Below are 21,678 nucleotides of genomic sequence, written 5' to 3'. Positions count from 1 at the left end.
GTGCAGCGGTAGGTGGCCGTCCCCGATAGATTGGCGGTATGAGCAATCCCGGGGCGGGGGTTTTGGCCGTGATGCCGCTGCATACGATCAGCGAGGTCTACGGCGAGAGCGGACTGCGCGAACGACTACTGCTGGAAATAGCCGAACTATCCGACGCCGACCGGCTCACCGAGGCATTGGACCTGGCCACCGAACTGCACCGTGACGATCGTTATGGCCGCGAACCATATTTGAGTCATCTGCTGCGCGTTGCGATTCGGATCGTCAGCCACTACGAGGTGCGGGATCCGGACGTCGTCGCGGCCGGGCTGCTACACGATTCGGTCGAGGACCACTCGGCCGAATTGGCAGGTGCGCGTCCCGGGTCGCCGACCGATGCAGCCCTCGCGGAACTCTCGGCCCGCTTCGGCGCCCGGGTCGCCGAACTCGTCGCCGCCGTCACCAATCCGGAACCGGACCCGGATATCGATCGGCACGCGCAATACCGCCAACATGTGGCGACAAATCTCGATCGCGCGCCCTGGGCCCGCATCGTCAAATTGTCCGACTTCACCGATAACGGCGTCGGCATCCTCTATGCCGACCGACCGGCGATGCGCAAACTCGCCACCAAGTACCGCCCGCTCACCGATGTCTACCGCGACCTCGTCACCCGTCCCGATACACCGCTTGCCGACCACGTCAAGCGGCGTATCCTGCACCAACTCGACAGCGCCGACGAACGCTTCGCCGCCATCCTCGCCAAGGACTAGGGCCCGCGCAGCACCGATTCGACGAGTCCACGGATCGCGGCGCGCAACCGTTCGGTCTCCCCCGCTCGCGCGAGTCGCGGCACCTGTTCGCCACCCAATGCCCCCAACAGCAACCCGGCGACCACCTCCGCGTCCAGGTCCGGGCGAGCCTCCCGCAGCAGCGCGGTGATATGCGCATCCCAGAATTCGTGGATTTCGGCGGCCTGTGGATGCGGCGGACCCTGCAGGTAGGCGACCGTCACCTCGATGTTGTCGGTCATCATGCGCACGAAGGCGTCGAAGAAAGCCAACAGTCGCTCCCCTGCCGACGCCCCGGGGCCCAGCGGCGGCGGACCGCTGCGGACGGCATCCATCAATCCGAAGGTGCTCTCGGCGATCATCTCGTGCAGTAATCCGGCGCGATTGCCGAAGCGGTGGAAGATCGTGCCCTTGCCGACACCGGCGGCTGCCGCGACCCGGTCCATGGTGAGCGCGTCAGCGCCGTGTTCGGCGAGCAACGCGGCGGTCGCGGCCAGGATCGCCTGCCGGTTGCGCGCGGCATCCGCCCGTTCCTTCGGGCGTTCGTCTGTCATTCCACCACCTTCATTGACAACTTGACCGTCGGTCCATATTCTTCGACAGGCATTTGGACCGACAGTCAAGTTACGGAGTCAGTAATGCAAGCAATCGTAATGACGGGCATCGGCGGACCCGAGGTCCTGGTCGCCCAGGATGTCGCCACACCACATCCGGGCGTCGGCGAACTGGTGATCCGCGCGGAGGCGATTCCGGTGCTGTTCCCGGAGACCAAATTGCGCTCGGGCGAGTTTCCGATGCCTGTCGAGCCACCGGTGGTCTTCGGTTTCCAGGCCGCCGGAGTGGTCGTCGAGATCGGGGACGAGGTCGACGCGACATTGCTGGGTCGACGCGTCACGGTAGCTACCGCAGGATTCGGTTCCTATGCCGAATTCGTCTGCGCACCAGCATCTTCGGTGACCATGATTCCGGAAGACCTCTCCTCGGCCGACGCGGCCGCGGTCCTGATGGACGGATCGGTGGCACTGCCCCTGCTCGCGACCGCGGCGCTCACCGGCTCCGAAACGGTTCTGATCGAAGCCGCCGCGACGGGAGTCGGCAGCGCACTCACCCAACTCGCCAGGGAATTCGGCGCCGCGCGGGTCATCGCTACCGCTGGCGGTCCCGAAAAGTCCATGCGGGCAAAGGCATTGGGTGCAGATGAGGTCATCGATCACACCGCGCCGGATTGGCCGACCCGACTGCGCGAAACCCTCGACGGCACAACGCTCGATGTCGTCTTCGATTCCATCGGCGGCACCACCGCCCGAGATCTACTGGCAGCCATGACCCCGGTACGCGGCCGAATCCTCAGCTACGGCTGGCTCTCCGGAGCACCGGCCCAGATCTCCGCGATGGACCTACTCCCCCACGGCCTCACCCTCACCGCCTGCGCCGGTCCGGACTGGCTCGCCGAAGTATCCCGCTCCGGCACCGCAGCCCTCGAGCGGGCCACCGCCGGAACCCTCACTCCCCGAATCGATTCCGTCCTCTCCCTCGACGAGGCCGCCAAGGCCCACCGGCTCATCGAGCAGCGCTCGCCTATCGGCAAGATCGTCCTGCGCCCCTGACTCGCACACGTATCAGTTCAGACCTGACAGCACGGACCGAGCTGCGGGAGCCCGGTGCAACACCTTCGATATTCGGTCCGGACACCATCGAACTGTTCGACCCGAAGGGGGGTGGCGAACAGCTCGCACGACCACCCATGAGGGCAGCGTACCGCGGGCCGGATCGCCGCCCGGTCCATGGCGCCACCGCAGCACCGCGAAAGGCCGTACCCCTTTGCGGGATTCGCACCACTCGGCCCTCGACTCGGCGAACCCCGTGGCAGCGGAGAATGAAACCCTATGTGGCCGTTGATGTTTCCCGTGGATCATCCCGTGCGCCGACTGCATTGTTGCACTGAGTGCATTCAGTGATGGCGTCAGGGGCGGCGGGCGAACGTAGGGGCGTGTTCGGGGAGTATTCCTCGGGCGATCAGAAATGGAGGGACGGTTCGGAGGACGGGGATTCGGCGCAGGATGCGTAGCGGCAAGGGCGTCGTTTCCGCGCTGGCGATATCGATTCGACCGGATAGGGCGGGACGGAAGACGGCGGCGTGGAGGATCCGTTGTATCCCCTGGGTGACGGCGGTCGGGAGGGTGCGGCGACGCTGCACCCTTGCCAGGTCACGGGTGGTCAGGGTGCCCGAAGTCAGTGGTGGGGCCAGGATTCTCGCGGTGGCGACGGCGTCCTGGATGGCCAGGTTGATGCCGACTCCGCCGGCGGGGGACATCGCGTGGGCGGCGTCGCCGATGCAGAGCAGACCATCGGTGTACCACTTGGTGAGGCGATCCAACTTCACGTCGAGCAGTTTCACCTCGTCCCAGTCTCGGAGCACATCCTCCCGGTCCCGCAGCCACGGTGCCGAATCGGCCATACTGCGCACGATTTCGGTGACCGGGCCGCGCCGAGCCGCCGCATCGCCGCCCTTGGCGATGAGGGTCGCGACCTGCCAGTAGTCACCGCGATCGAACATGACCGCGGCGCGGTGGGCGCTGAGCAGCCCGATCAGACCAGCGGGGTCGATATCGGTGCGCGGCAAGCGGAACCACCACACATCCATCGGTGTCGGCCAACTGCGTGAGCCGAGTCCGACCTCGGCCCGCAGCACCGAGTCACGGCCATCGCAGGCCACAGTCAGGTCGGCGCGGATCTCGCCGGTTTCGCCGTCTCTGGTCCGGTAGGCGACACCGGCGACCCGGCCGTCCTCCCGAATCACCCCTGTCGCTTCGGTATTCATGCGCAGCCGGAAGCTCGGCTCCCGATCGGCCGCACCGGCCAATAGGTCGAGCAGATCCCACTGCGGCACCATCGCGACGTATTTGTGCGCACCGGGCAGATGATCCAGGGTGAACACCGTTTGCACCGACCCGCGGATCGGCAGCTGGATCTGCTGGAGTTTACGCGCAGGCAGTTTCGCGAATTCATCGCCGAGCCCCAGTTCGTCGAGCAGGTCCAGCGTCGTGGGATGCACTGTGTCGCCGCGGAAGTCGCGCAAGAAGTCCTGATGCTTCTCCAGGACGGTGACAGCGATACCGGCGCGGGCGAGCAGCAGCCCGAGCACCATACCGGCCGGTCCACCACCGACCACGAGACATGTCGTGCGTTCCATTGCCCCGGCCTCCCTCCGTGCGCATGCGCCGGACGGACATTCCGCGGGCGCGGATGTAGCGTTTTCCCTGGGCCGACTCAATGGTATGCCGCGCAGCCGAGCACCAGGCCCGGAACCGTAGCGATAGCGATAGCGATCGGATCAGCGACGCAGCACGAAGAAGTACGGTTCGGCCATCCCCCGCATATCCATCACCCCGAGCAGCGTATCGATATCCACTCGACGGAAGTGATCGATGATCGGCAGTTGGTCGTAGACCATCGCGACACTCACCACGCCCCGGTATTCGATATCGCGCAAACGCGCCGCCGGCCTGCGGGTACGGATTGCCGGACCGAGGACGGGCAGCAGCTTCCGCACCGTCCGCACGCCCGCGAGCGGCACCTTGCCGGCCAGACCGAGCGGCACCCGGCGCGGGTCGACGGCGAAGATCTGCTCCGATTCGTCGGCGAACAACAGTGGGTGCACCGATTCCGGATCGTCGAACTGCTTGCCGTACCAGCCCGAGGCGACCAATACCCCGGCGAACGGATGCCCGGTATCGAGTTCCGCGCCCCGCCAGCGGCCGACGGTCACCTCCGTGACCCTGGCCGCGGGCAGGCTGTCGAACAGTTCCCATACCTGCTCGGCCGTGCACCCACCATCGACCATGTGCGTCAGATCGGACTGCGCGCGCGTGTTCTCGACCATCAGCGGTCTCCTTATCGACGGCAATGTTGCGAGAATTAGGCTATCAATCTCTCATTCGATCCACTCGGGCCCCATCTCAGAACGGGGCATCGGCCGGCAGCTGGCCCACCTCCGGCAAGTAGGGATCGAGCTCGCCCGATTCGAACCGTGACATACCGATGACATGCCAGAACTGCCCGGCGATATTGCCCTCGAACTTGTATCGGCCGTCCGGAGCGAGAGCCGCCCATCCTTCGGGCAGACCGAGCAGGATCGCGCGGATCGACGGTGCTTCGTCCTCCGGCCGCGACCAGAGCAGGATATTGCCGTCATCACCGCCGCTGGCCAGCAGCTTGCCGGACGGGTCGAAGCTCAGCGACCAGACTCGGCGCTTATGCCCTTCGAGGGTATGCAGATGACGTCCGGAGGCGATATCCCACAATCGAACAACCAGATCATCACCCCCGGTCGCCAAGGTGCCGGTGCGCGGGTCGACCGCGGCCGTCCAGAGCCTGCCGGTATGCCTGGTCAGCGTGTGCAGCGCAGCGCCGGATTCGATATCCCAGATGCGGGCGGTGGTATCCCAGGACACGCTGGCGAGGCGATCCTCATGGAAGGCGACCGAATACACCCGGTCGCGATGTCCGCTCAGGGCCCGCAGGAATCGTCCGGAGCGCACATCCCACAGCCGCACCACGGAATCGTCGCAGCCGGTGGCCATCAGCGCACCATCGGCGCTGAAGGCGATGGAGCGCACCCGGCCGCGATGTTCGCCGCAGACGGCGTGCAGCGCGCCCGTGGTGCGCACCCAGATGATCACCGTGTCGTCGTCATTGGCGGTGGCCACATAGTCACCGGTCGGGTCGAAGGCGGCGGCCCAGATCGGCGCGGATTCGATGGTGATGTGCCGCTCGTACAGGTCGGCGTCGAGGTTGAACAGGCTGAGCCGCCCGTCGTTGACGACGAGACCGAGCTGATGGCGGCCCAGTGTGCTGAATATCGCCGATTCGAAGGTGAGCAAGCGGTCATCGCTGCCGATCAGTCGGCGCACCAACCGTCCGGTCACCGGATCCCACAGTCGAACCACCCCGTCATTGCCCACGCCGGAGAGCAGGGTGCCGTCCGCATTGAAGCTGACCGTACGGACCTGGCGGCCGTGACCGGTGAGCGTGTGCTTGCACGTGCCGGTCACGGGATCCCAGAGCCGGGTGGTGAATTGGTCGTCGGTAATGGCCAGTTGGGTACCGTCCGGGCGAAAGGCGAAGGGCCAGATCGAGCCGGTGTGCGCGGTGAGCCGGTGGCGCAACTCGCCGGTCGCACCATCGCGCAGACAGACCAGTCCGGCGCTGTCGCCCGAGGCGAGCAGTTCACCCGCCGGATCGAAGGCGAGCCAGTAGATGGCCGCGGTGTGTTCGGTGAGCGACTGCCGTGGCGCACCGGTGTCGGTATCCCACAGACGCAGTCCGCCATCGGTGTCCCCGCTCGCCATGATCGGGCGGCTGCGATGGAAGGCGACGGTATAGACCCGTCCGGTGTGGCCGGTTAGATCGCGAATCTTGCGGCAACTCGACGGATCCCACAACGCCAGCGTGCCGTCGACACCACCGACCGCGAGCAGTTCACCGGTCGGATCGAACGCCACCCGGAATACCGAGCCGGGAGCGCCACTGAATTCGCCGCTCTCCCTACCACTTTCGATATCCCACAACCGTACGGTGCCATCTCGATAGGAGGCGGCGACCAGCGGTCCGCGAATATCCAAGCTGTAGACGAGTTCCCGGCCACCACCAGCGGGACGGCATTCGTGCCGTAATTCGCCGCTCGGCAATGTCCACAGCCGCAACACACCGTCGGCGTCGCCGGTGGCCAGCAGATCACCGGCGGGACTGAGCACCACCGGCCAAGGCCAGTTCTTGTGCCCCAACAGGATTCGGCGCAGTTCACCGGTCGCGGCATCCCAGATCCCCACGGTGCCGTCGCCGGATCCGGTCACCAACACCGTATCGGTGAACGCCACCGCGAAGGCACGGGCACGGTGGGTCTGCAAGGTGCGCAGCGGTCTTCCGGTTTCGGCGTCACAGATGAGCACGCCGCCGTCATCACTGCCGATGGCCAGCGTGCCGCCGTCCGGGTTGTAGGCGACCGGCTGCGGCAATCGGCCGTGCCGCGCGTGGAAGCCGTGCCGGACTCCGATTGCGGCAGGCGCGAATTCGGTCTGCGCCGCGACTCCCGGCACCCACGCCGCACCGTGCAGATCGGTGCCGGTCGGGGTGCCGGTGACCTCGATGAGTGCCGCGCGGGACCAACGGCTGCCGCTCGCCCGCGATCCGGTCAGATCCGTGTGCACCAGTCGGGCGCGAGTGAGATCGGTCTCGCCCAGATCCGCCCCGACCAGGCTGGCCTCGTCGAGTCGGGCCCCGACCAATCGCGCACCGTGCAGTACGGCGCGGTCGAGGTTCGTACCGACCAGCCGGGCGCCGCTGAGATCGGCTCCGGTGAGATCGACATCGCGCAGATCCCGATACGACAGATCCTCCCCCGCCAGACTCGCACCGCGCAGATCCGCGGTCGGTGCGGTGCGCAGCCGCGTCGCCACCCGAATGGCATTGGTGCGCGATACTTCATCGGCCGCCTGGTCGGCGAGCACATCCTCGGCCCAGGTGCGCAGCGCCCGGTTGTCGGCGAGATCGCAGAGGAAGTCGATCGACAGTTGCGATAGTGGCGATTGGGTCAGCTGGGCGGGCGTGCGGGTGCCGACCTCGAATTGTTCGGCAATGTGATTGGCCACCAACCATTCCATTACCGACGAATGGATGAAGCCGAACAGGTTGTCCTCAGTGCGCACCAGCAGGCTACCGGAGCCGATGGCGTGCGCGGATTGCTGCACCGACATTCGGCCCGATCCGGTCAGCTCGGCCAAACCCGCTGCGACCTCGGTCAATTCGGATAGCCGCAGATATGGCTCGCCGGTTTCCCAGACCCGCAGCGCGAATGCCGTGACACCGAGCCATAATTCGTGCAGGCGCAGCCCTGGCAGCGCACCGGCGACACCCGCGGTCCGGTCGGCCTCGTAGGTCAGCCAGGACTCCAGGATCTCCCGGTACAGCCCGGCCGGACCCACCGCTTGTTTGGCACCCGCAGCAGCCCGTAGCCGCCGCTCGTCCAGATCGGCGATGAAGCCGAGCATTCTCGGATTCTGTGCCAGCCCGAGCAAATCCTCGATACCGGTGATCAACCCCATTCTGGCGCCCGCGCGGCGGATATCGCCGCCGTAGCGGTTGGTCAGGAAGGCGTGGATCTGCGCGGGCGCGAAATCCTCGATGCCGACGATGCGCCGATCCTGCAGCAGACCGACGCGCTCGCCGAGGGCGGTGAGCACCTGGGCGCGGGATTCGAAGTGCTGGGTGCGGCTGGCCACGATGATCTTGGCCTTGCCGACGGCGGCCTGCAGCAGGGTTTCCAGATGGTCGGCGGCGAAGTCGTAGCTGATCCGGGTGACGAGTTCGTCGAAACCGTCGAACAGCAACACCACCCGGCCCTCGCGCAGCATGTAGTGCAGCGCCTTCAGATCAATGCGATCCTCGCCGTGATTGGCCAGATGTGCGGCGACCAGACCGTCCACCGAATGGGTTTTGTCCAGGGCCCGCAGGTCGATCAGGATCGGAATCAGCGCGGGCATGGTTTCGGTGATGCGGCGGGCCAACTCGCGCAGCGCGAAGGTTTTCCCGCGCCCGAAATCACCGAGTATGAGGATGAATCGGCCGTGGTCGGCCGCGATCACCTTCATCAGCTCGCCCACCAGATCGTCGCGGATCTGCTGGTCACCGTGTTCGAGGATCCGGAAGCGCTGCGGCACATACAGATCCGGCGGGTAGGTGCGATCCGCGCGCAACCGTGCCGCCTGGTGGATGAGATAGTCGTCCAGATCGAGCAGGCCCTGGAATTCGGTGAAGCTGCGCACGCGCAGACCGTGGCTGGCCGCGTCCTCCCGCAGCGAACGCGGCGGCGCCGCACCGCGATACACGAGTTCGGAACCGTATTCCGGATCGTGGCCGAGGAAGTCCTCCACCACCTGCCTGGTCATATCACCGACGTGCACACCGACGCGCCACTGGGCGATGACCTCGTCGTCCTCCCTGGTGATCAGCAGATGCGGCGGCTCCACCTCGACACGCCGGATTTTCGCACCGGGATAACGGGTCTCGCACACCTCGGCGACGCGTTCGAGCAGCCGCCCGCGCGGATCCACCGCCGGAGTTTCGGCGGGCGGTTCCGGTAGTTCGGGTTCGTCCGGACCGGGTAGTTCGGGCTGTTTGGCCGTCGGCAGGGCCGCACTCACCTTCAGCCAGTCGAATTCGAGTTGCGCGGTGGACTCGCCACGTCCGGAGAACCGGGCCAGGCCCGCGGCCGTGAGCTGGATGATCTCGTCGCGGCCCGCGGCGGCGGCGGGCAGTACCGGCAGCGCGTCATCGAGCCGATCCACATGCGGTCCACCGGGTCCCGGACCGTGTAGCAGCAGGTTCAACCGGCCGCCGAGCAGGCGGGACAGCGTATCCGCATCGCGCAGCAGGTCCGGATCATGAACGGGAGTGCCCGCGCCGGGCAGCGGATCGTGCCGAACGACACCGAGGCGCAACCACCCGTTCTCCTCGAACGGGCGTAGCCGCTCGGCGAACCAGGACGCCTGCGGCTCGCCGATCCGGCCGTAATCATCTTCGGGCAGATGGGTCGCGGCCATCGTCGAATTCAATCCGGCTACCACCACTCGCAATTCGGGAATCGGGAACAGCGTCCACGGCTGACCGATATCGAAGACGAGGTGATCCAGCCCCTGATACAGCGCGCCGAACATCCGCGCGTACTGCTCGAGCTTCGGGAAGTACGGCGGCTGCGGTTTGCGATCACGGGCCTCACAGCTCAGGAAGTACGCGTGGCAGGCCGGTTTGGAGACATCGTGATTGCCCGGCACCACGATCAGCCGCTCTGGGCCGAGGCCGAGCAGCGTGCGCAATCCGCTCAGGAAGGTCAGCGCCTCGTCGACCTCACGCGGGCGGCCGGATTCGGTCATATCGCCGGAAACCACGATCAAATCCGGTTTGGCCACACCCTGGTCCACCAAATGGGTCACATTGGCGTGGATGCGCGCCTGCAATTCGGCCGCGGTGCTCGGCTCATCCGCGGCGAGCAGCCCGCGACCGAAGCGCGGACCCGCGACATGCAGCACGGAGACGCTGGTACGCGACTCCTCATGGTCGGTGGCACCCGGAAAAGCCGGGGCCGCAACCGGTGTGCGGCGCGGCAGTACGGATTGAGGTGTGTCCGAAATGGTTTCGGCGGCGAACCGGTCCGGACCGTCATGGGGAAAGCTCGGTTCCGACGGCGGCTTCGCCCGCCCCGCGAGCAGATGTCCGACCCGCTCCAGCAGGCTTCGGCGCGCCTGCTCCGCGGTCGATACCCGCACCATGTCGACATAGGTGATGGTGGCGAGCAGACCCTCGAGCGTGCATTCGGCGATGCGCACCGGCATCAGCTTGCCCGGATCGGTGCGGTAGGCCGCCTGCCATTCCATGGTTCCGTAGTAGGAGCCGAGATAGTTCTCCGACAGCACCACCAGCACCACCGCCGAATCGCGCACTCCGCGATCCATGAAATCGATGAAGTTGGTGCCGGGCACGAAATCCCACGCCTGGATGAGGGTGCTGTAGCCCGCGGTCTCCAACTGCCAGGCCAACCAGGTGGCCCACCGCTCGTCGGCCGGAGAATAGCTGATGAAGAAGTCCCGCCGCCCACCCGAAGTCACAGCATCAGTATGCCCCGCGGGGTCGCCACGCCAAACGGCCGAAGATCGTTTTCGACGCGCATCGAATGCGGAAGCGCCCCAGCCGATATGCTGCATCGCGGGCATCGGTCATGTTGCATGATGGGCAGGTGTCCGAACAACAGGTCGATTCCGCTGCGGCGAACCCGCCGTCGAGTGCCCTGGTGTCCGCACGCCCGCGATGGGCGCTGAGCGTGCTGGATTGGGTCCGGCTCGGACTCTTCGCGGCCGGACTGCTGTGCGTGGCGACCGGACTGCTGCCGCGTGCCGAAGCCGCCGAGAATATGCGTCGGATCGGTCCACTGCTGCTGTTCCTGTGCAGTGTGATCATTCTCGCGGAGCTGACGCGGCAGGCGAAGGTATTCGATGCGATCGCACATCGGCTTGCCATTCTCGGACGCGGCTATTATCCGGCGTTGTTCCTGCTCTGCGTCCTTTTCGCGGCGGCGACCACGATTCTGCTCAATCTCGATACCACCGCCGTATTGCTCACCCCGGTCATGCTCGCGCTGGCGGTACCGGCCCGTATTCCGCCGCTGCCGTTGGCGATGACCACGCTCTGGCTGGCCAATACGGCCAGTTTGCTCCTGCCGGTCTCGAATCTCACCAATCTCCTCGCCGCCGACCGGGTCGCCCTGCATGCCACGGATTTCGCGGCACGGATGTGGGGGCCGCAGCTGGTGTCGATCACGGCGACCATGGTGTGCCTATGGATCTGGTATTGGCGGCGGGGTCGCCGAGAAACCGATCGGTACGTACCGCCGGAACCGATTCGCCCGAAGAATGCCAGGGAGCGCACGCTGCGCTACACGACGGCAGGTGCGTGTCTGCTCTTCATCCTGGCGATTCCGATCGTGGGCGACCGGATCGGTATCGCCGCCACTCTCGCCGCCGCCATTGCGGTGATCGCCTTCGCGATCTTCGACCGTTCATCGCTGCGACTATCGCTGATCCCGTGGCAGTTGCTGGTTTTCGTGGTCGGATTGTTCCTGGTGGTGCCGACATTGAGCAGGTTCGGACTCGCCGATGTCATGCAAGCGCTGATCGGGCACGACTCCGGAGTGGTCGGTGCGTACCGCGCGGCGGGCGCGGGTGCCGGATTGTCCAATGTGGCCAATAATCTTCCGGCCTACACCGCCGGTGAGGCGGTGGTGCCCACGGAGAATCGAAATCAGTTGCTGGCATTGCTCATCGGCACCAATGTCGGGCCGATCGTGACGCCATGGGCATCATTGGCGACGCTGCTGTGCCTGGAGTTCTGCCGCACCCATGGTGTTCGGGTGCCGATGTCACGGTTCGTACTGACCGGACTCGGGCTCGCGGTCGTCGCTACGACCGGTGCGGTGGCGGCGCTTTTGGCCACCGGATAGCCGAACCGAAAGCTTCGACTGCCCTTCAGCCCGGCAACCCCGTCACACTCACCTCGGCGGCGGCCTTCACCAGCAAGGCCAACTCGGGCAGCATTTCGGTGCTGGCGGCAATGAAGTTCACCTCGCCGCCAGGAAGGTCGAGATGATCGTTGAGCGGTGCGCCGTCGAAATCGGTGATGTGGATGCCGGATTCGCGGGCCAGCAGGGTGCCCGCGGGCAGATCGACCAAACCCGCTCGATAGCCGACGAAGCCGTCGATATCGCCGCGACTCAGCATGACCCAGCACAGCAGCGGAGACCACAGCTGAATCAGGCGACGAGAACCGGATTCCAGGGCCAGACGCAGGGCGCGTGCCGTGGTATCGGTGCGGGTCACCGGATAGCCCTGCAGCCAGGCCAGGGTCGGAGCGGATTCCGACGGACGGTGCGGCGGTCGCCAAAGCGGCCCGTCCGGACCGGTCGCGCCGGATCCACGCACGGCGGACCAGGTGCGGTCGGCCAATGGTTCGTGGACGATGCCGAGCACCGGAACTCCGTTGTGACACAGGGCGATACCGATCGTGCAGACGTGCAGGCCGATGGCGATGTTGTTGGTGCCGTCCAACGGGTCGACGACCCAGCACCAGGAATCATCGACGCCCTGCAGCCCGGATTCCTCGGCGAGGATGCGATGGTGCGGGAAGGCGCGGCGGATGTGGCCGACGATGATCTGTTCGGCGCGCACATCCAGGTCGGTGACCAGATCACCGCTGGCATCCTTCGTGCGGACGGTGAGTGATCCGGCCAGACCCTCCCGAATCGCCCGACCCGCCTCGATCGCCGCCACCCTGGCAACCTCGGCAGCGGTCGTCAGCACAGTGTCCAGCCGGTCGAACGGGCTGATCGGATCCGGATCGGCCGGCACCGGACCATTCGGTGGCACTACCAGGTTCGCAACGTCGCCTGCTCGCATCGGTCCTCCAGTTGTTCCGGCAGGGTGGGATCCCCCTGGGGGATGGCAGCCGGCGGAGCCGGCGGGGTGGGTAAACACAGGTGGTTCAGCACCGTTTGTGCGGCACGGCGGGTTTCGGTCGGGCTGCAACCCGTGCGGTGCACCCGGTGGTCGGTGGTGGCCAGGGTGCCGAGGGATCGGTCCGGACGGCCGCGCCGCACCTCACCGAGCACCACCGTGGCCGCCTCACCCCGCACATCGGAGAGGTGAAATACCCCGTGCGGCAGGGTGTATACCTCACCGGCGCGGAAGTGCCGACTGGATCGGGTGCGGTAGCGGACCAGTCGCTCGGTCGCGCGCACCACGTCGCCATCGGCGCCACTGTGGATTTCGAAGATGCGATGGGTCGGCCGGTCCGCGGCGTTCTCCACTTCGAGTATCTCGTTGCCGACCTCGCCGTACAAGACGACGCTGAGCAGATCCCAGCTGTGCGCGTGCATTGCCGAGGTCGTCGGATGCGAGCGCAGCCCATCGGTCCAGATGTGCACGCAGACGCCGAGTCGGCCGTCGCGCCATGCAGGAAAACACAAGAACCCCAACGGATGCCGGACCGCGCCGACCTCGGCGCGACCGGCAAGCACTCCGGTCATGAAATCCCGGGCCCAGCGGCGCACCGCGGGACCCGCCGCGTCGGAGTCGATCAGCTTTCGTAGTCGGACATAGTCGTTCATTCAGTACGGATTCCTCGGCTGCAGTGCGCGTCGCACGATATCGGCGACGTCGCGATCGGTATAGGAAGCCGGTAGCGCGAGACCGAGCAGATCGAACAGCGCACGAGTCTGATCGACCGACGGTTCGTCGGCGAGCGCAAGTTCCTCGCTCCGGCTCAGCGGCACCTGTCTGGCCTGCTTGAAACTGGCCACGAGTTCCCGGTTGAAGTCCCGGTAGTAGGGCTTGTCCCGCTCGAACATCAGGGCCGGAGTATTCGGATTGTCCTGGGTGACAATGACACAACTGGACGAGAGGTCCCAGCGGAAGGTCGTCATCACCGCCGAAAGCCCGACATCGATGGTCAGGAAGGTGAACCGCTGCCGGTACCAGCAGGCGGCCAGGACTGTCGCGAAGGACTCCTTGCGAGTCCGTTCGGTGGTCCACAATTCGCCGGTGCGGTCGGCCTCCGGCACCAGCGACGAGCGGAACTGCGCATAGGTCTTGCACAGCTGCTCATTGGTCGGATCCAGCACTTCCACCTGGATCCGCAGCGGACGTTGTTCGCGGCGGGCGTTTTCCACGGATTCGCGCAGTGTGACGGCTCGCAGGTAGGTTCCGGTACCGCCCTTGAACAACCACTGTTCGGTACCGCGGCGCGCGAGCGTATGCGCATGCCCGATTTCCGGACCGTACAGCAGCTGTACCGAGTTCGAATCCCGAATCGCCTTGGCCGACAGATGCCGATCACGCAGCAGCGTGGTAGCCAGCAAACCGAGCACCAGCAGAATGACGGCGTTGATCAGATCCGCATCGAAGAAGCCGATATCGATCAGCGAGATCACACCGAAGATGACCGCGAGAACCAGGGCGACGAGACCGTCGATATTGTTCCGCAGCCAGATCAGCACCCGTGCCATATGTTTTCGGCCTCCCCTAGGGTTTCTACCCAGGATAGGTGCACCTGTGTCGACGCAGCGAGCGAACGGTCAAGTCCCACTGGCGGGTCGGGGTGCAGCGGCGTCCAGTCGCGTGGCGAGGATACGGCGGGCCCGATCGTAGGGCGCCGCTGCGCCGAACAGCAGCGCGTCCTGGGCGGCGGTGCGTGCGATGGCATCGAGTTCGAAGGCGAGGTCGGCGGGATCGTTATCGGGAGCGATCTCGCCGAGACCGATGGCCTCGGCAACGGTGGTTTCGTAGAGCCGCAACCAGTCTCGGCGGGATGCGGCGACGGCATCGTGCACACGCCCGGGGCGGGCGTCGAACTCCGCGACGGCGGACAGGAAGAAGCAGCCGCCGCTGAAGTACGGCTTCGCGGCATAGTCCAACCAGGACTCGCCGAGCGCCCGGACACGGCGGACGCCGGCGGGTGCACGTCGCGCGGGCTTCACCACATGTGCGACGAATACCTCGACCGCCGCGCGGACGGTCGCGAGCTGGAGTTCTTCCTTGGAGCCGAAGTGCGCGAAAACGCCACTCTTGCTGAGGTCGAGTTCGGTCGCCAGACGCCGCACGGACAGACTTTCCAGGCCCTCGACCGAGGCGATATCCATGGCACGGTCGAGGATGGCGCGGCGCGATCGCTCACCGCGCTGTAAACGCTTGTCGACCTTGGTTTCCACGGTCATCAGTACCTGCCTTTCGTCCGCGGCCGAGCACAGTTAATGGACGACCGTCCCAATTATTTCACACCGAATTAGCTCGATCAATCGCTCACCACATCACATTGACAAGGGCACCGAGAAGAAGTAATAGTACAGTTGTCCACTTGATTTCGACGAAATCGCCGCTGATCTATACCGCAATCAACAGCTCAGCCGCCACCGATCAGGCGATTCCCGATGCCGAGTCGACATATAACCAGCGATTGAGCGGACGCACCGGCCGCTCGAATATATCGGACGATCGTCCATGTTTTTCAGGTGAGAGGACAGATCATGCGCGCCATTCAACAGGGGCACTGGGGCGGGCCGGAGACCATGCGACTCGTGGAGATCACGCGGCCGACACCGCTGCCCACCGAAGTGCTGGTGAAAGTCGTTGCGGCGGGAGTCAATCCGATCGACTGTTTCAGCCGAGAAGGGCGGGCGTACGTCCGGGCACTGACGCTGCCCTTCGTCAACGGCTGGGATGTCGCCGGAATCGTCGAGGAGGTCGGCTACGGCGTGACCCGCTTCCGGCCCGGCGACCGGGTGTACGGCATGCCGTGGTTTCCGCGGGCGGCGGGCGCCTACGCGGAATACGTGACCGCGCCATCGCATCAATTCGCACCCATGCCAACAGGTTCGAGTTTCACCGACGCCGCGGCGCTGCCATTGGCCGCGCTCACGGCCTGGCAGATGCTCGTCGATGTCGGGAAAGTCGCGCCCGGACAGCGTGTTCTGGTATCCGCCGCGGCAGGTGGGGTCGGTCACCTCGCCGTGCAGATCGCAAAGTCGTTCGGGGCGTATGTGATCGGTACCGCACGCGCGGCCAAGCACGACTTCCTCACCGCAGTCGGCGCCGACGAGACCATCGACTACACGACGACCGACATCGCCGCGACCGTCCGCGATCTCGATATCGTGATCCAGATGCACGGCGGCGAATCGGCGCTACGCATGCTCGAAACCTTGCGTCCCGGTGGCATTCTCGTCAACGCACAGGCGGCGTGGACACCTGGCATGTCCGAACGCGCAGCCGAACTCGGCGTACGCGCCAGCGGCTACCTGGTGGAACCCGACCGGGCCGACCTGGAAGCATTGACCGCCCTGTTCGAGAAGGGCCAGCTGCGCCCATACGTGGAAACGGTGCTGCCGCTGGAACAGGCGACCGAGGCACACCGCCTGATCGAACAGGCCAGAACCACCGGGAAGATCGTGCTAACCGTGAGTGACCCAGGCCACCTGCCGAACCCTTGACCTCGAGTGCAGTTGAGGAATCAGGATCGACCCGTGCCAGGCTCGCCGAATGCGGTCCCGCCATCCGTCGGTGCGCGCCGCGGGGCCGGCACACCCCGATTCCGCGAGCCGGTCAGCCTCGACGGTTCACGGTCCGCTCCCGCTGGGCCAGTACACCCACCAGCGGGAGCTCGGGGCGGCCACTCGGCACCGGATCGCGATACGCCCTGAAACGTCAACAGCCGCATACCATTTCGGTATGCAGCCGAGCCGACGGCAATCAGGCGGAGACCGCGATCTCCCACTCGTACACGGTGAGCGCTGAGGATCCGGTGGTACACACCGGATCGGTGAACGCGATTTCCCTTGCGGCTTCGAGACTTTCGGCGCGGATCACATACGCACCGCCGGTGCCGTCGGTGAACCGTCCGCTCTCCACCAACTGCCCGCGGTTCAACAGCTCGTTCAAAAACTGTCGATGCGGTTCGATGACGGCGGGGTCGAACGAGGGCTTACGCATAGCCATGACCAGGTATTTGTTGGTCACGCTTGCGACTCCGGACGCGGCGCCCTGGTCGCCGCGGCGGCCGCGCGCACCTGCGGGGCAACCAGCACGACCTGACCGAGCACACCGTTGACGAATCCGGGCGAATCGTCGGTGGACAGCTCCTTGGCCAGCTCCACCGCCTCGTCGACGGCGACCACCGGCGGAACATCGTTGGCGTGGAACAACTCCCACACCGCGATCCGCAGGATGGCCCGGTCGACGGCGGGCAGCCGGGACAGTTCCCAATCCTTGAGGTAGGACTCGATGGTGCCGTCCACCCGATCCAGATCGTCGGCGACACCTTCGACCAGAGTGCGGGTGTAGGCGTGCAGCGGGGCGACCGTCTGATCCTGGGTGGCCAGCTCCGACCGCTCGGCGAGCAGGTCGGCCGCGTCCACGTCGCGGGCCTCCGCCTCGAAGAGCAGATCGACCGCCCGGCGCCGGGCCTTGTGGCGCGCGCCGAGCTTCTTGAACGTGGACTTCTTGTCTACAGGCTGTTCCGCCACAGCGTCATTATCCCCGTTCGCCTCGGCGGGCGATCAGGCGTTCACGCGGCCGAGGTAGCTGCCGTCGCGCGAATCGATGCGCAGCTTGTCGCCGGTGTTGATGAACAGCGGCACCTGCACCTCGGCGCCGGTCTCCAGGGTGGCGGGCTTGGTGCCGCCGGTGGAGCGGTCGCCCTGCAGGCCGATATCGGTGTGCTGTACCTCGAGTTCGACGGTGACCGGCAGTTCGACGTAGAGCGGCGCACCCTCGTGCGTGGCGACCTGCACGACCATATTCTCCAGCAGGAACCGGGCGCCGGGACCGATGGTGTCCTCGGAGATGGAGATCTGGTCGAAGGTCTCGCCGTCCATGAAGACGTAATCCGAGCCGTCGTGGTACAGGTAGGTCATATCGCGACGGTCGACGGTGGCGGTCTCCACCTTCACGCCCGCGTTGAAGGTCTTGTCGACGACCTTGCCGGACAGCACGTTCTTCAGCTTGGTCCGCACGAAGGCAGGGCCCTTACCCGGCTTGACGTGCTGGAATTCGACGATCTGCTGGAGCTGACCGTCGATCTTCAGCACGAGGCCGTTCTTGAAGTCGCTGGTGTCCGCCACTGTTCTCGGATCTCCTAGTTCTGGATATGCGGTCTCGGTGACCGGCGTCATTCGACGACGGTCAGGTCCTTGCTGGTGTTGGTGAGCAGATCCGGGCCCCCCTCGCGCACCACGAGCGTGTCCTCGATCCGGACGCCGCCGCGGCCGGGGAAGTACACACCTGGTTCGACGGTCACCGCCACGCCAGACAGAAGTGTACCGGTTCCGGTTTTTGCGATTCCCGGCGCTTCGTGGATCTGCAGTCCGACACCGTGCCCGAGACCGTGTACGAACAGCTTCCCGTGCCCGGCTTCCTCGATCACCGCGCGGGCCGCCGCATCTACGTCGGTGACCGGCGCGCCGGGCTTCAGCGCTTCGCGTCCGGCCCGTTGCGCCGCCTCGACCAGCGCGTACACCTCGCGATGCCAGTCGGAGGCGGCGCCGAGTACGAAAGTGCGGGTCATATCGGAGTGGTAGCCGCCGACCACGGCGCCGAAGTCGATCTTGACGAAATCGCCGGTGGTCAAGACCGCCCCGGTGGGCCGGTGATGCGGGATCGCGGAGTTCGCACCCGTCGCCACGATGGTCTCGAAGGCGACCGCATCGGCGCCGTGTTCGAACATCGCCCACTCCAGATCACGGGCAACCTCGCGTTCGGTGCGGCCGGGGCGCAGGCCGCCCCGTTCCAACAGGGTCGCCAGCCCGGCGTCACCCGCGGCGCAGGCGGCACGCAACTGTTCGATCTCGTACGCGTCCTTGACCATCCGCAGCTGTTCGACCAGCCCCGGCGTGGCGACGAACTCCAAACCGGTCTTCTGCTCGATGAATCCGCGATGCTGGTCCACCGTGACGATGTGGCTCTCGTAGCCGACCCGGCCGAGCTGCCATTCCCCCGCGAGTTCCACGATTCTGCGGGCGGCGGCCCTGGCTATTTCGGCGCGCAGGTCCGGCACCTGCTCGGCGACCTGGCTCAGATAGCGACCGTCGGTGCCGATCACGGTGCGCTCCTCGGAATTACGCATATCCCAGGAGGTCACCAGCAGTGCGGCATTGGACCCGGTGAAGCCGGTCAGGTACCTGATGTTCACCAGATCGGTGACCAACAGCGCGTCGACCTCGTTCTCCACCAGCAGACTGCGCAGTGCGCCACGGCGCGCAGCGTAGTCGGGCCAAGGGCCCACGTGATCAGCAGACATGTGTCAAAACTACCGCCGACACGCCGTAGATCCCGCATAAAACACCGGGATCCCGGTATTCGAGCGAGGCGATCGATGTTCACATTACGATCGGTTATCCCCAATCCGATATCGAGGGCTGCACCGGCGACCGGGGCGGACAAGGCTGAAAACCATGTCCCCCATCGCTTTAGCCTTTCTGGTGGCATGGTGCTCGATGCTCACCATCTGCGATATCCGCCAGCGCCGACTGCCCAATGCGCTCACCGCCTACGGCGCGCTGATCATCTTCGGATATGCGCTGATCACAACACAATTCACAGCCGCGATGGCCGGTTCGATCTTGTTGGCGCTGCCATATTTATTGGTGCACTTGATCGCACCGGAAGCGCTCGGGGCGGGTGATGTGAAGCTGGCGATCGGACTCGGTGCGGTCACCGCGCTCGGCGGTGCACAGGTGTGGGTGCGGGCAGCACTCATCGCACCGATTCTGACCGCGGTATTCGGAATCGCCTTATCGGCGCACTGGCGGATTCGGTCCGGTGCGGATCAGGGCGGACCACATGCGCTGCCCCATGGGCCCGCCATGTGCCTCGCGACGCTGCTGAGCCTGGCGGCGGCGCATGGCTAGCCGAAGCAGTGGCACGGCCGTACCGGTGATCACGGCGGGCCGCGTGCCGGAGCACCCGCGCCGACATGGGAAGATGGACAACGTGCTGCGCTGGATAACTGCCGGAGAATCCCACGGTCCTGCTCTTGTCACCATCCTCGAGGGGATGGTGGCCGGTGTCGAGGTGACGTCCGACGAGATCTCCGCACAGTTGGCGCGCCGTCGGCTCGGGTACGGGCGCGGCGCCCGGATGAAGTTCGAGGCCGATAAGGTCACCGTCATCGGTGGGGTGCGGCATGGGCGCACCATGGGCGGACCGGTGGCCATCGAGATCGCGAACTCCGAATGGCCGAAGTGGACGACGGTCATGGCCGCGGATCCGGTGGACGAGAGCGAACTCGCCGATATGGCCCGCAACGCACCGCTGACCCGGCCACGGCCCGGCCACGCCGACTACTCGGGCATGCTCAAGTACAACTTCGACGACGCCCGCAATGTCTTGGAGCGGGCCAGCGCCCGCGAGACCGCCGCGCGGGTCGCGGCGGGCACGGTCGCCAGGAACTTCCTGCGGCAGGCCTTCGGCGTCGAGGTCGTCTCGCACGTCGTTTCGATCGGCACCGCCGCCAATACCACCGGCATCGTGCCGACCGCCGCCGATCTGGCCGCGATCGATGAGAGTCCGGTGCGCGCGTTCGACAAGGATGCCGAGGCCGCGATGATCGCCGAGATCGAGGCCGCCAAAAAGGACGGTGACACCCTGGGCGGTGTGGTCGAGGTGGTCGTGGAGGGGCTACCCGTCGGATTGGGCTCGTTCATCAGCGGCGCGGATCGGCTGGATTCGCGGCTAGCGGGCGCGCTCATGGGAATTCAGGCGATCAAGGGCGTCGAGGTCGGCGACGGTTTCGAAACCGCGCGCCGCCGCGGCAGCCTGGCACATGACGAGATGAAGCCGGGACCGGACGGCGTGCTGCGCTCGACCAACCGGGCCGGTGGTCTCGAGGGCGGCATGACCAATGGTGAGCCGCTGCGGGTGCGCGCCGCGATGAAGCCGATCTCGACGGTGCCGCGTGCACTGGCCACGATCGATATGACCACCGGCGAAGAGGCCGTCGCCATCCACCAGCGCTCGGATGTCTGTGCCGTGCCCGCCGCGGGTGTGGTCGCCGAGACCATGGTCGCGCTGGTCGTCGCGCAGGCCGCGCTGGAGAAGTTCGGCGGCGATTCGCTGGTCGAGACCGTCGACAACATCACCAGCTACGTCAAGCGCATCGGCACCCGACCACACGTGCCGCAATGATCGTGCAGTCCGATCCGCGCGCACCGCGCGTGGTGCTGGTCGGACCGCCCGGGGCGGGGAAATCGACGATCGGCCGCAAACTCGCCAGGGAACTCGGTGTCGAGCTCTACGACACCGATGCCGGAATCGAGCGCGAGACCGGGCGCACCATCCCGGAGATCTTCACCGAGGACGGTGAACCGGAATTCCGCCGAATCGAGGAGCAGGTCGTGCACCGCGCCATCCTCGCCGAACGCGGTGTGGTGTCGCTCGGTGGCGGGGCTGTGCTCTCCAAGGACACCAGGGAACTGCTGCGCAATCGCACCGTGGTGTATCTGGAAATCAGTGTGGCCGAAGGACTTCGGCGCACCGGCGCGAGTACGCAGCGACCGCTGCTCAACGGTGCCGATCCGGGTGCGAAGTATCGCGAGCTCATGCGCAAGCGCCGGCCGCTCTACCGGGAAGTCGCCACGGTACGGGTACGGACCGACGGTCGCAGTCCGGGCCGAGTGGTGCGGATGATCATGGCGAAGTTGGGCATGGAATCGGTGCTGCCCCAAGATGCGGAGCCCGATTCGAGCGAAACCGCACCGAACGTCGTAGCGTCGAAACCGCAGGGCAGCAGCCGATCCCGGGCCCGGCGCGCTGCC

Annotated in this window: 18 protein-coding genes and 1 pseudogene; 7 read left to right on the top strand and 12 right to left on the bottom strand. The window is 66.0% G+C overall.

All coding sequences use genetic code 11. The features are described 5' to 3' along the window. The first annotated feature begins 38 nt into the window (after window positions 1–38). Window positions 39–752 carry an HD domain-containing protein gene (locus AB0L58_RS01940; RefSeq protein ID WP_364379391.1) on the top strand — a complete coding sequence of 238 codons (714 nt, stop codon included), beginning with the start codon at window positions 39–41 and terminating at the stop codon, window positions 750–752. Here the strand turns inward: AB0L58_RS01940 and AB0L58_RS01935 are convergent. After that, window positions 749–1,324, bottom strand: coding sequence for a helix-turn-helix domain-containing protein (locus tag AB0L58_RS01935; RefSeq protein ID WP_364379388.1), 576 nt, complete (start codon window positions 1,322–1,324; stop codon window positions 749–751). The two genes, AB0L58_RS01940 and AB0L58_RS01935, sit on opposite strands and share 4 nt — an antisense overlap. Before the next feature lie 84 nt (window positions 1,325–1,408). Here AB0L58_RS01935 and AB0L58_RS01930 point away from each other — a divergent pair, with 84 nt between their 5' ends. Then, entirely contained in the window at window positions 1,409–2,377 is a 969-nt protein-coding gene (locus tag AB0L58_RS01930; RefSeq protein ID WP_364379386.1) for a zinc-binding dehydrogenase, read from the top strand. Window positions 2,378–2,733: 356 nt separating this feature from the next. Here AB0L58_RS01930 and AB0L58_RS01925 read toward each other — a convergent pair whose 3' ends face one another. The 3 genes from AB0L58_RS01925 to AB0L58_RS01915 form a co-directional block, all read right to left on the bottom strand. Further along, window positions 2,734–3,963 carry an FAD-dependent oxidoreductase gene (locus tag AB0L58_RS01925; protein ID WP_364379383.1) on the bottom strand — a complete coding sequence of 410 codons (1,230 nt, stop codon included), beginning with the start codon at window positions 3,961–3,963 and terminating at the stop codon, window positions 2,734–2,736. A gap of 141 nt (window positions 3,964–4,104) precedes the next feature. Next, window positions 4,105–4,653: a DUF4334 domain-containing protein gene (locus AB0L58_RS01920; protein WP_364379380.1), complete on the bottom strand. Its 549-nt coding sequence runs from the start codon at window positions 4,651–4,653 to the stop codon at window positions 4,105–4,107. Between the two features lie 76 nt (window positions 4,654–4,729). Then, window positions 4,730–10,432 (bottom strand): TIR domain-containing protein, encoded by a 5,703-nt coding sequence (locus AB0L58_RS01915; RefSeq protein ID WP_364379377.1) that lies wholly within the window; start codon window positions 10,430–10,432, stop codon window positions 4,730–4,732. Between the two features lie 128 nt (window positions 10,433–10,560). Between AB0L58_RS01915 and AB0L58_RS01910 the strand changes: the two genes are divergently transcribed. Further along, window positions 10,561–11,820, top strand: a complete 1,260-nt coding sequence (locus AB0L58_RS01910; protein ID WP_364379374.1) for an SLC13 family permease — start codon at window positions 10,561–10,563, stop codon at window positions 11,818–11,820. 25 nt (window positions 11,821–11,845) lie between these two features. Here AB0L58_RS01910 and AB0L58_RS01905 read toward each other — a convergent pair whose 3' ends face one another. From AB0L58_RS01905 to AB0L58_RS01890, 4 genes are all read right to left on the bottom strand, one after another. Beyond that, window positions 11,846–12,772: an inositol monophosphatase gene (locus tag AB0L58_RS01905; protein ID WP_364379371.1), complete on the bottom strand. Its 927-nt coding sequence runs from the start codon at window positions 12,770–12,772 to the stop codon at window positions 11,846–11,848. Next, entirely contained in the window at window positions 12,742–13,482 is a 741-nt protein-coding gene (locus tag AB0L58_RS01900) for a hypothetical protein (RefSeq protein WP_364379368.1), read from the bottom strand. Before AB0L58_RS01900 ends, AB0L58_RS01905 begins: the two co-directional genes overlap by 31 nt. Continuing rightward, window positions 13,483–14,379 (bottom strand): hypothetical protein, encoded by an 897-nt coding sequence (locus AB0L58_RS01895; protein ID WP_364379365.1) that lies wholly within the window; start codon window positions 14,377–14,379, stop codon window positions 13,483–13,485. Between the two features lie 69 nt (window positions 14,380–14,448). Continuing rightward, window positions 14,449–15,087, bottom strand: coding sequence for a TetR/AcrR family transcriptional regulator (locus tag AB0L58_RS01890; RefSeq protein ID WP_364379362.1), 639 nt, complete (start codon window positions 15,085–15,087; stop codon window positions 14,449–14,451). 309 nt (window positions 15,088–15,396) lie between these two features. Here AB0L58_RS01890 and AB0L58_RS01885 point away from each other — a divergent pair, with 309 nt between their 5' ends. Next, window positions 15,397–16,359 (top strand): NADP-dependent oxidoreductase, encoded by a 963-nt coding sequence (locus AB0L58_RS01885; RefSeq protein ID WP_364379359.1) that lies wholly within the window; start codon window positions 15,397–15,399, stop codon window positions 16,357–16,359. 259 nt (window positions 16,360–16,618) lie between these two features. Here the strand turns inward: AB0L58_RS01885 and AB0L58_RS01880 are convergent, their stop codons facing one another. Genes AB0L58_RS01880 through AB0L58_RS01865 form a run of 4 tightly spaced genes read right to left on the bottom strand, consistent with a single transcriptional unit; the run spans window position 16,619 to window position 19,163 of the window. Further along, window positions 16,619–16,885: a YciI family protein gene (locus tag AB0L58_RS01880; protein WP_364379356.1), complete on the bottom strand. Its 267-nt coding sequence runs from the start codon at window positions 16,883–16,885 to the stop codon at window positions 16,619–16,621. After that, window positions 16,882–17,391, bottom strand: coding sequence for a transcription antitermination factor NusB (gene nusB / locus AB0L58_RS01875; RefSeq protein ID WP_364379353.1), 510 nt, complete (start codon window positions 17,389–17,391; stop codon window positions 16,882–16,884). Before nusB ends, AB0L58_RS01880 begins: the two co-directional genes overlap by 4 nt. A 33-nt stretch (window positions 17,392–17,424) precedes the next feature. Next, window positions 17,425–17,988, bottom strand: coding sequence for an elongation factor P (efp, locus tag AB0L58_RS01870; protein WP_062993495.1), 564 nt, complete (start codon window positions 17,986–17,988; stop codon window positions 17,425–17,427). A gap of 47 nt (window positions 17,989–18,035) precedes the next feature. Continuing rightward, window positions 18,036–19,163, bottom strand: a complete 1,128-nt coding sequence (locus AB0L58_RS01865) for a Xaa-Pro peptidase family protein (protein ID WP_364379348.1) — start codon at window positions 19,161–19,163, stop codon at window positions 18,036–18,038. 163 nt (window positions 19,164–19,326) lie between these two features. Here AB0L58_RS01865 and AB0L58_RS01860 point away from each other — a divergent pair, with 163 nt between their 5' ends. The 3 genes and pseudogenes from AB0L58_RS01860 to AB0L58_RS01850 all read left to right on the top strand — a co-directional run. Beyond that, on the top strand, window positions 19,327–19,773 hold the full coding sequence (locus AB0L58_RS01860; protein ID WP_364380176.1) for an A24 family peptidase: 447 nt from the start codon (window positions 19,327–19,329) through the stop codon (window positions 19,771–19,773). Between the two features lie 82 nt (window positions 19,774–19,855). Then, a complete protein-coding gene (gene aroC / locus AB0L58_RS01855; RefSeq protein ID WP_364380173.1) occupies window positions 19,856–21,049 on the top strand; it encodes a chorismate synthase in 1,194 nt (397 codons plus the stop codon). Continuing rightward, window positions 21,046–21,564, top strand: a pseudogene (locus AB0L58_RS01850) (shikimate kinase); the annotation flags it as partial. The gene aroC and the pseudogene AB0L58_RS01850, both read left to right, overlap by 4 nt. Window positions 21,565–21,678: the final 114 nt, after the last annotated feature.

Origin of the sequence: Nocardia sp. NPDC052112, assembly GCF_040680135.1 — a bacterium.
Lineage (GTDB): Bacteria > Actinomycetota > Actinomycetes > Mycobacteriales > Mycobacteriaceae > Nocardia.
Note: the sequence above shows the minus strand (reverse complement) of the source record. Positions and strands in the feature narration are given on the sequence as shown.

What these genes read in the sequence shown, in the direction of transcription:
- AB0L58_RS01940 (WP_364379391.1), top strand. Translation starts at nt 39, where the DNA reads ATGAGCAATCCCGGGGCGGGGGTTTTGGCCGTGATGCCGCTGCATACG.
- AB0L58_RS01935 (WP_364379388.1), bottom strand. Translation starts at nt 1,324, where the DNA reads ATGACAGACGAACGCCCGAAGGAACGGGCGGATGCCGCGCGCAACCGG.
- AB0L58_RS01930 (WP_364379386.1), top strand. Translation starts at nt 1,409, where the DNA reads ATGCAAGCAATCGTAATGACGGGCATCGGCGGACCCGAGGTCCTGGTC.
- AB0L58_RS01925 (WP_364379383.1), bottom strand. Translation starts at nt 3,963, where the DNA reads ATGGAACGCACGACATGTCTCGTGGTCGGTGGTGGACCGGCCGGTATG.
- AB0L58_RS01920 (WP_364379380.1), bottom strand. Translation starts at nt 4,653, where the DNA reads ATGGTCGAGAACACGCGCGCGCAGTCCGATCTGACGCACATGGTCGAT.
- AB0L58_RS01905 (WP_364379371.1), bottom strand. Translation starts at nt 12,772, where the DNA reads ATGCGAGCAGGCGACGTTGCGAACCTGGTAGTGCCACCGAATGGTCCG.
- AB0L58_RS01900 (WP_364379368.1), bottom strand. Translation starts at nt 13,482, where the DNA reads ATGAACGACTATGTCCGACTACGAAAGCTGATCGACTCCGACGCGGCG.
- AB0L58_RS01895 (WP_364379365.1), bottom strand. Translation starts at nt 14,379, where the DNA reads ATGGCACGGGTGCTGATCTGGCTGCGGAACAATATCGACGGTCTCGTC.
- AB0L58_RS01890 (WP_364379362.1), bottom strand. Translation starts at nt 15,087, where the DNA reads ATGACCGTGGAAACCAAGGTCGACAAGCGTTTACAGCGCGGTGAGCGA.
- AB0L58_RS01885 (WP_364379359.1), top strand. Translation starts at nt 15,397, where the DNA reads ATGCGCGCCATTCAACAGGGGCACTGGGGCGGGCCGGAGACCATGCGA.
- AB0L58_RS01865 (WP_364379348.1), bottom strand. Translation starts at nt 19,163, where the DNA reads ATGTCTGCTGATCACGTGGGCCCTTGGCCCGACTACGCTGCGCGCCGT.